This window comes from Enterobacter cloacae complex sp. 6730903 (assembly GCF_048283985.1).
Classification (GTDB): domain Bacteria; phylum Pseudomonadota; class Gammaproteobacteria; order Enterobacterales; family Enterobacteriaceae; genus Enterobacter; species Enterobacter hormaechei_C.
Map to the genome: position 1 here is coordinate 1 of NZ_JBLVXX010000076.1, position 9560 is coordinate 9560.

Below are 9560 nucleotides of genomic sequence, written 5' to 3' on the forward strand. Positions count from 1 at the left end.
GCATAAATACATGCTCAACAATTGGTGTAAAGCATCAACAGTTGTTCTGGAGTAAACATTTTTTGATTAAACATTAAATAAATTCAGTGTACCAGAATTATTTTTGAATGGGAAAGGTAAAAAATTAATGACAAAATCCCACTCATGTTCTTGCATTTCTTATCGTGGGGATGATAATAAAATCCAATATATCAATAATGTTTCATTCAACTACAAAGGTAGTAGCTAGAGACATAAAAAATCGGTAATGTATATGCTTCCGATTATGCTTACGGAAAAAGACCAGGTAAATTGAATGCAGATAAAGATAATAAAGCGTATCTTGCTTACAACTACATACCCAACAGAGAGAACAGGTTTTTCTTTTTTCATAATGAAATGACTATATTTTATATCTTCGAAAAACATGGGCCACTTTATGTGAATTCCGGAGTATGTACTCAAAAAAAAAATGCATTGCCGTGGGTATTATACATCAGGCCCTGAAATTGGCCGCCTCAGAATAGAAACAAATTACATTGACATACAAGGTAATTATATTGAGGAGGGTAAGCGCATTTCATATGATTCAAACGGGGAGGTAACGCTAATTGAAATTAAAAACAGAGGCCATAAAAAATATGAAATGATCTTTGACAGATATCCCGAGAGAGCCAAACATTTTTCCCTTTTAGCTAATGCTTAGAAATTTTGAATCATGAGTGTGTGAATGCGGTATTCCCTTAAACATCTTCCTGAATGTTATCCACGACCAGTTCCGCCAAAAACATCCCGTTGGTTTGCTGTCCTGGCGGCAATGCTGGTCATCAGTGTGATCCTCATGCGGATATTCGGGCGATACATCGATAACAACCACTTCTGGTTGGTCGCTATTGGTACGCCCGTTGTTGTTTGGATTATAAGTTTCGGTTTTCGTATGTGGCACTGGTCATTACAGGACAGTAAAGCGAATAGTTTTGACCGGCATCGGGAACGCTGGATCTTAAGTGAGACCCGTAAAGCACGCCGCGCGCTTCAGATACTGAATATGACATTTATAACTGCCCATAAGGAAGACAAACAGGGTTCTGTCGCTGTTGAGATACTCAAGAATCACAGCATTATTATTTCTCAGTCGGACTGGAAAGGCGAAAAAGGCAAGAGGCTAAGCCGTATTACGACAGAGCCGGGAGAGACTCCTGAGCTGGTTGTCACACGTCTGTTTTCTGAACTCATTGCGGATCTGCCAGTTGGTCAGTTCCCGGAAAATGCCTCACTGGCTGTTATCCTTGATAACTCGTCATCTTTGTCATTCCCTGCGATTCAGGAGATTTGGCAGGAATCCTGGAAGGAAAGTGGAATAACCTGCGCGGTTGAGTATGTGGACAGCAATGGGCCGGGAGTCGTTAGCCACTGGCTGGATTACCGCATTAAAGATGAAACGATGTTATTGATCGTTGGCCTCCAGATTAACCCGGTTGACTCAAACAATACCGCAGAAGCCGCTGTTGCACTGCTTCTCGGCAACCGCCTGACACAGGAGGCACTCGAACCTCTCGCGCTGCTGCACCGGCCAGATGCTTCCTCTCCTGGTGAACTGAGCGAGGGGATGAACATGTCCGCCTGGAACGTCCCGCTCAAAGGACATATCGTTAAAAATTTATGGCTTGCCGGACTGACGGATGAGCAGCACGCAGAAGTGATCACATGTCAGAATGCACATCCTGCGCAGTCTGTAGCGGACGACTCCGTCATTTCACTCGACAGGTCTATGGGACGTGCCGGTGCCGCAGCCCCCTGGCTTGCTATCGCTGCCGCCACTGAAATCGCCCAACAAACACAGTCACCACAGATGATTATTTGTGGCGATACCACAAAGAATGTGCTGTGGAGCACGCTCATTACCCCGATTGCTTCCCGACAGGAGATGGATCCGTGAAGCTACCTTTTTCTATTGCACCAAAGACTACGGAAGGCCGCTATCTTGCTGTCGCATTGCTTTTCTTTTTGTTGTTAGCCGTTATGACGTTGATGATCTGGAAGCATCCGGATATAGCCGGGATTCAAGACGGTAGTCAGCAGCAAATCTACTGGCTTATCGCTGGCGGAAGTATTTCAGGCTGCACCCTTATCCTATCCATGTTGCTCCTGGCGGCAGTTCGTAATGCCGGTAAGCAGGAGTTTAATGCGCTTGTCGACGATACCAGTGGTGATGATGAAAAAAGGAAGCGGGAAAATGATAACGCCCCTGTTCACCCTGCGGTGGTCATGTGTGACAGGATTCGGGCGCATCTCCGCTCCCGTATTAGTTTTTACTGGCGTAGCAAAACACGTCTGCTGTTAATCACCGGCGATGAAGCCGCGATTGAGCAACTGCTACCCGGCCTGCAAAAGCAGCAGTGGCTTGAAGGCAACCGCACCGTGCTGATTTACGGCGGCAGCCTGGCATCGGAGCCTGACCGCGAAAAATACACAGCGCTGCGTAAACTACGCCGCGGGCGCCCGCTGGACGGGATTATCCGTGTACTGCCCGAGTCGCTTAAGCTGACCCCACATATCAGCGACAGCGATTTACGCGGCCTGGAAAAAATCAGCGAACTGCTGCGTTATTCCGCTCCGGTCTGGCTGTGGCAACTGTGCAGCAGTCACTGGTCGCAGGGTACGCGTCCTGAGCAGGCGGTAGGTGCAAGCTTTCCACCACGCGCAAAAGAAGACGATGTAATCCGCCAGCTGGAACTGATGCTGCCAGCCCTGCGGGCGCAGGGGATGAGTCAGGTCGCGGAAAACAGCAGCCACGACTTCCTGCTGCGCCTGAGCCATCACCTGAACGACGGTGCTATTGCCCGCTGGGCTCAGCAGTTGCAGCCATGGCTCTTTGTTTCTCAGCAGCGCGTCCCGCTGCGTGGTCTGATGTTCAGCCTGTCGGAGAAGAAACCTGCCGGAATGTCAGCGGGAACAGCCGACGCTGAGAATTATGGATCGCAGCGTCATGCCCTGACTCTGCCAGCAACCTGGCAGAGTATTGTCGACGACTGCATCCGCGTACGTGGCCGTCGTGTCGGTATGCCGTGGGAACGAGCGCTGGCCTGGGTACTGATGGCCATCATCAGTGTCTGGGGGATAGGGACGCTGCTGTCGTTTGCGGTCAACCGGTCACAAATCATTTCTGTTGCACAGCAGGCTCATGCTCTGGTGGAGCACCCTTCTGTATCTGATTACCAACTGACGGCCCTGCATGCTCTGCGTAATGATGCCGGTCGTCTGCTGCACCATATTCAGGACGGCGCGCCATGGTATCAGCGCTTTGGTCTGGACCATGATCAGCAGTTGCTTGACGCAATGCTGCCCTGGTACGGGGTGGCGAACAACCGTCTGATACGTGATCCGGCAAATGAAGCGCTTAAGCAGAAGCTCATTGCGCTGGTCAATTCGGCACCCAACAGCGACCAGCGGACACAGATGGCGAAACCGGGTTATGACCAGCTGAAAGCCTGGCTGATGATGTCCCGGCCGGATAAAGCTGATGGTGCATTCTACGCGCAAACCATGAAAACCGTGCAGCCGACGCGTTTAGGCATCTCAGCTGGCCTGTGGCAAAGCCTGTCACCGGATTTGTGGGCTTTCTACATCACCGAACTGCCAGCGCAGCCACAGTGGAAAACCACGCCGGATGAGCAACTGGTCAGCCAGAGCCGCCAGGTGCTGTTGCAGCAAATTGGACGGCGCAACGCGGAAAGTACGCTGTACGAGAACATGCTCAAATCCGTGCGTCGTAACTTCGCCGATGTGTCTCTGGAGGACATGACCGGCGGTACCGATGCCCGTCGCCTGTTTACCACCGATGAGGTGGTGCCGGGCATGTTCACCCGTCAGGCCTGGGAGGGAGGTATTCAGCAGGCCATTGAGAAAGCGGCGAACTCCCGCCGCGATGAAATTGACTGGGTGCTGAGCGACAGCCGGAAAGCCGTCTCCTCAGACCTGTCGCCGGAAGCACTGAAAGCACGTCTGACGGAACGCTACTTCACCGACTTTGCCGGTAGCTGGCTGAGCTTCCTCAACAGCCTGCAACTTAATCCGGCAAACAATATTGCAGATGTCACCGACCAGCTGACGCTGATGAGTGATGTTCGCCAGTCACCGCTGATTGCCCTGATGAACACCCTCGCCTGGCAGGGACAGACCGGCCAGAAGAGTGAAGACCTGTCGGACTCCATCATCAAATCGGCTAAAGACCTGGTAGGCGGGAAGGACAAACCGGTAATTGACCAGTCAGCCTCAGGCCCGCAGGGCCCACTGGATGAAACCTTTGGACCGTTGCTGGCACTTATGGGTAAAAACAAAGGCAGCAACGTTATGTCGGCTGACAACTCACTGAGCCTGCAAACGTATCTTACCCGTATCACCCGTGTGCGTCTGCGTCTGCAACAGGTCGCCAGCGCCTCTGACCCTCAGGAAATGATGCAGAGCCTGGCGCAGACCGTGTTCCAGGGCAAAAGCGTGGACCTGATCGACACCCAGCAGTACGGCAGCCTGATTGCTGCAAGCCTGGGCGAAGAGTGGAGTGGTTTTGGCAGCACCATGTTTGTGCAGCCACTGACCCAGGCCTGGGAAACTGTGCTTCAGCCATCGGCAGCGAGCCTGAATGACAAATGGAGTCGCTCCGTGGTGGCGAACTGGCATACGGCATTTGACGGACGCTTCCCATTCGCGATCAGCAAGAGTGATTCCTCTCTGCCAATGCTGGCTGAGTTTGTGCGTAAGGATAGCGGACGCATTGAGCGCTTCCTGACCACGGAACTCGGCGGTGTGCTGCATAAGGAGGGCAGCCAGTGGGTGCCGGATAAGGTTAATAGCCAGGGGCTGAGCTTTAATCCAGCCTTCCTGCGGGCGATTAATCAGCTCAGCCAGCTATCGGATATCTTATTTACCGACGGCAGTCAGGGCATCAGTTTTGAGCTACAGGCGCGTCCGGTACCGCAGGTGGTAGAAACGCAACTGACTATTGATGGACAAAAGCTGCACTACTTCAACCAGATGGCAGACTGGCAGAGCTTCCGTTGGCCTGGTGACACCTACAAGCCCGGAACCATGCTGACATGGACCACCGTCAATGCGGGCGCACGTCTGTTTGGTGATTACAGCGGAACCTGGGGCTTTATTCGTTGGCTGGATGAAAGTAAGAGAGAGCAGCTAGACCGCAGTCAGTGGATGATGAGTTTTACCGCCCCGGATGGTCGGACCCTACAGTGGGTACTGCGTTCACAACTGGGCAGTGGGCCGCTGGCGTTACTGGCACTGCGGGGTTTTACGCTGCCAGATCAAATATTCAGCGTCGACAGCGCGGCTATGGCGCAGGCGCTGATGACCAACACAGAAAACAGTGACATGGACGGAGTCGAATAATGGACGCTTTGCTGAATCTGGTTGTTGCCTGCCAGGCGGATGAAACCTTGTTGCGACAGCAGGCGCAGTCACGTATGGAAAGCTGGCAGCGCTGGCTTACCCCTATCAGTGAGATCAATCCTACAGGAGAAGACCCGGGTTATGACGATGATTTCCAGCGTATCCGGGAGGAGGTCAATAAACTTTCCGGCATTGATACCGGGCTGATTTGCCAGCTGGCTGAAAAGGTGCTGACCACAGAGGCCAAAGATGTCCGGGTTGCTACTTACTATTGTTGGGCGCGCTTGCACCAGGACGGTGAAACCGGGTTTGCTGAAGGGCTTGAGTTACTGGCGGGATTACTAACCCAGTATGGAACACAGCTCCATCCACAGCGCGAGCGAAGCCGTAAACCAGCGCTGGAGTGGCTCGCAGGCTCTCGTCTACTTGATAGCCTGTTACTCTGGCCAGAAGTGGTACGCGACGATGCCCAGCGTACGACCGGTGCGTTGCTGCTCATCCGAGACAGTCTTGAAACTGAGCCTGAAGCGTCACGTCCAGATCTGAGTGCCCTGTACAGCGCGCTGGGATCCCGCCTGATGAAAGCCGGTGGCGTGGATGTGGTAATACCCCAGAACGCCAGCAGTCAGACACGCCCGCAGTCGGCATCTCACACGGCAGAACAGGACGCGCCAGTGCTGAGCCGCATCACGTCCGGTCAGGATTTGCTGGCTCAGGCCCGAACCCTGACGGGATATTTGCTTGAGCAACCGGATGGCTGGCTTGCCGCACACCGGCTGATGAAAAGTCTGCGTCACGACACGCTAAGAGCAATCCCGGCACCGGATGCCGAAGGGAAAACGCGCATAGAACCGCCGCGGGCTGACCAGCGGGCAATGCTCAAACGGCTGTATTTGCAACAGAGCTGGCTGGAGATACTGGAGCAAGCGGACAGCACTTTCTCGCGTGGCGCCAATCATCTCTGGCTGGATTTGCAGTGGTATATCCATCAGGCCCTGATTAAATCAGGCCAGGATGTGCTGGCCGATATCATTACCGCTGACCTGAAAGGGCTGCTGCGGCGCCTTCCCGGACTTGAAACGCTGGCCTTCAATGACGGCACACCCTTTGCTGATGAGGTCACGCTGAACTGGATAAACCAGAGCGTGCAGGACGAGATGTCCAACTGGCGGGATGAGCCTGTCAATGCCTTGAGTGAAACTGGCAACGATATTCTGGCCCTTGAACCGGAAGCACTGGAGAAAGCTGACACGGATGGTCTGGATGCCACACTCCACTGGCTGCAAACGCGCCCGGGCACCGACACCACAAAAGACAAATGGTTGGTGCGTCTGCTGATGGCACGTGTGGCGGAGCAGAAGGGTAAGAATGAACTGGCGCTGCATCTGCTGGGTGAACTTGACGGTGCAGCACAGGCCATCACCCTCACTCAGTGGACACCGGCGCTGTTGTTTGAAGTGAAATCGCGCCGTCTCAGGCTGCTGCGCATGAAAGCCGCCCGCAGTGAAACCGATAAGTCACGGCTTCAGCCAGAGATGGACCAGCTTCTGGCGGGCCTGATTGCGCTTGACCCGGCAGGCAGTGCGGTGCTTTGCGGGTAACCAGGACTGAATTCAGCGAAAAGGAAAAACGTATGCCAGCAAAAGGCTTTTATCTGGTGCAGGGCGACAAAACGACCTGCGGCGGAAGAATTATCACGGGCGCAGAAGATCACACTCTGTTTGGTAAACCGGTTGCCCGGGAACAGGACAGCGTGACCTGCGGTAAATTTCCGGGGATTTACAAGGTAGCCGGTGGCATCGACAACGATATCATTCATGGCAGGCGAATGGCCGGCACTCTCGACAGCTACAGTTCATGTCCCTGTAAGGCAAAGTTTATTCCCTCGATGTGGGATGATACGTACGAAAAGAGTTCAGCCGGAGCAATTTCAGCAGCAGAAGAATCTGGAAAGACATCTCTGGCGAATGCGGTTTCTCAGGCGTTTCTGGCTGGCTCACAGACTGATACAATGTTAGCGCCGGGATATCCTGTGTTAATCAACACTCATACCGTACCGGATGACAACGTTCGAGGGATGCTCAGAGCTAACAGACATGATTTCCTCTTACTGACGCTGGAGGAATGTCAACGGATTATTGACGGCTGGGATTTTGTAAAAAAAACATGGAAAGATGCCGTGACAAATCCCGTTGGTAATACTGTCAAAACATATGCAACGAATATCGATGATGCAGCCAGTGCTTCAGCGATGGTTTACAAACTGGGAAGCATCGGTATAACCGCAACGGTGTTTATTAACCACAAAGGAACACGCCTGATAAAAATTAGTGGTTATGCCGCAATCAGGAAAACGCTCAATGCCCCTGTCTTTGCAGAGATGAACCCCAAAATCATCGAGGCTGGAATAGGGAAATTTGGATTAAAGAAATCCATCATTCAAGGTGCGATTCTCGGTTTTATATATGTTTCGGTTATAGATACAATTGATTTTATATTGAATGATGAAACAACACTCGCAAAGTTCCTGGGCACGCTTGCTACCGATATCGTCAAAGTAGGAATTACTTCAGCAGCGCTTTATGCTGTTGGATTATATACAATGTCTGCGTATATAGTCCTGAATATCGCTGTTGTTCTTGTTTTTGGAGCTGGTTTAGCTTGGGTGTTAAACACTCTGGACAGGAAATATCATATTACGGATAGTCTGGTTGAGTTCATGGCACCTTACATCGAATCTGCACAGCAAGAGTTTGTTGAAAGATCCAGGGGGATCTCAAATGATTTACTTGATTTGGGAGCCATGTATATAGATGGAAAGCTCAGAGAAGGGCGGCAAGTAATAGAATCCGAAATAAAGCAATATATTAAAAAATTTATTGGCGATCTGGCGCCGCAGGTAATTAACTTATGAGTGCGAAACGCAGGTTTTTTGGAAATATTATTATTTGGTGTGTTTCATCATTAGGTTTCCTGTGGTTTGCAAATGATGCATTTAGTGAGCTATTTGAATTTGGAAATGATATAGTGTTTTCACCGATTGTTTCCGCTCTGCTAATGATTCCGATAATTCTTCTTTTCCCATGCATATACTGGTATTTGGCAATGAGGCACGGAGAAGAGCAGGCAATTATCAAATGCAAAAAAACAAACAGGGTATTTATAGGTCTGGTTGGTGTTTTTATCATAAGTTCTGTCATCTTTTCCTTTGCGTATACTTCGATTCTTGAGAGTAAAGGCTATGTGAAGTGCGTCGGCCGCCCTGATGGATGGATGCCGGGAATGGCCACCGAATACGTACTCCCACCATCAGTATGTGGAGGAAGTAGGCTCGCCGGAAAAGGATCGAGCAGTTATGCTCCCACTACATTCAGCCAGTCACAGGACGTTGAGAATGATTAAGTATCTGTTGCTTTTTTTTGCGCCTGTAGCTTCATTTTTACTGGTCAGGCATCACAGATAATATTAATAAACTATTTTTCATACATGCAGGTAAGAGCATCTCTATCGGTTTTGCTCTTTTCCATAAACAGGGTGAATATGGCCACAGTTTGACTGCGATTAATATCCTTGACGCGCTCGAGCAAACACCTAATGTGCTACTACCGCACTCAAAGGAAAAGCATTGGTGCTGGAATATAGATAATCCAGATAAGATTGGAGAATGATCATGAAAAAGAAATTAATTCTGGGGTGCATTATATTATTTTCGGGATTGTTGGTGCTAGTTGTTCATGTCTTCCCGATACGACCTTTCGTTACGATTACAAATAATACTAACAAACCTCTTTTTATATATGCTGGTGAGAGTATCTATGACGTCGACCCCGAACCTGAAGAAGTTGAGCGAATTGTAAGGTCAAAACCTAAAATCATAGCTCCAGGCGAGAAAAGTGAATTTACTGCTTCATTTATATCTCTGATTAGAAGAGACGCAGTAATCGATATTGGTTGGAGGATCGGTGGCCAATACGAATATAATTCAGTTGGTGGTGGAGGCCGGAATTTCATTCTTTCCTCAACAGCAGGTGCGTGTTCTGTGTCGATTAAAATAAACGATGGGTTTAATAATGATATTCTAGAGAAAGCTCCCGGTGATTTATGTTTTAAAAAAATAAAAGCATTCAACTATAAATATTGATCCATAGCCTGTTTTCTAGGAAATGTCTGTTTAAAGT

The 9560-nt window shown here is 50.3% G+C and carries 6 protein-coding genes; all 6 read left to right on the forward strand.

What is annotated here, in order from left to right; all coding sequences use genetic code 11:
• Positions 1-709: 709 nt before the first annotated feature.
• The 6 genes from ACNQ0W_RS23945 (at position 710) to ACNQ0W_RS23970 (ending at position 9523) form a co-directional block, all read left to right on the forward strand.
• On the forward strand, positions 710-1918 hold the full coding sequence (locus ACNQ0W_RS23945) for a hypothetical protein (protein WP_062932968.1): 1209 nt from the start codon (positions 710-712) through the stop codon (positions 1916-1918).
• A complete protein-coding gene (locus ACNQ0W_RS23950; RefSeq protein WP_062932969.1) occupies positions 1915-5382 on the forward strand; it encodes an ImcF-related family protein in 3468 nt (1155 codons plus the stop codon). The genes ACNQ0W_RS23945 and ACNQ0W_RS23950 overlap by 4 nt, the downstream gene beginning before the upstream one ends.
• Entirely contained in the window at positions 5382-6983 is a 1602-nt protein-coding gene (gene tssA / locus ACNQ0W_RS23955) for a type VI secretion system protein TssA (protein ID WP_062932970.1), read from the forward strand. The genes ACNQ0W_RS23950 and tssA overlap by 1 nt, the downstream gene beginning before the upstream one ends.
• Before the next feature lie 32 nt (positions 6984-7015).
• The gene (locus ACNQ0W_RS23960) at positions 7016-8296 is read left to right on the forward strand and encodes a PAAR domain-containing protein (RefSeq protein WP_062932971.1); all 1281 of its coding nucleotides are present in this window, start codon (positions 7016-7018) and stop codon (positions 8294-8296) included.
• Positions 8293-8784: a hypothetical protein gene (locus tag ACNQ0W_RS23965; RefSeq protein ID WP_062932972.1), complete on the forward strand. Its 492-nt coding sequence runs from the start codon at positions 8293-8295 to the stop codon at positions 8782-8784. The genes ACNQ0W_RS23960 and ACNQ0W_RS23965 overlap by 4 nt, the downstream gene beginning before the upstream one ends.
• Before the next feature lie 268 nt (positions 8785-9052).
• Positions 9053-9523 (forward strand): hypothetical protein, encoded by a 471-nt coding sequence (locus ACNQ0W_RS23970; RefSeq protein ID WP_062933058.1) that lies wholly within the window; start codon positions 9053-9055, stop codon positions 9521-9523.
• Positions 9524-9560 lie beyond the last annotated feature (37 nt).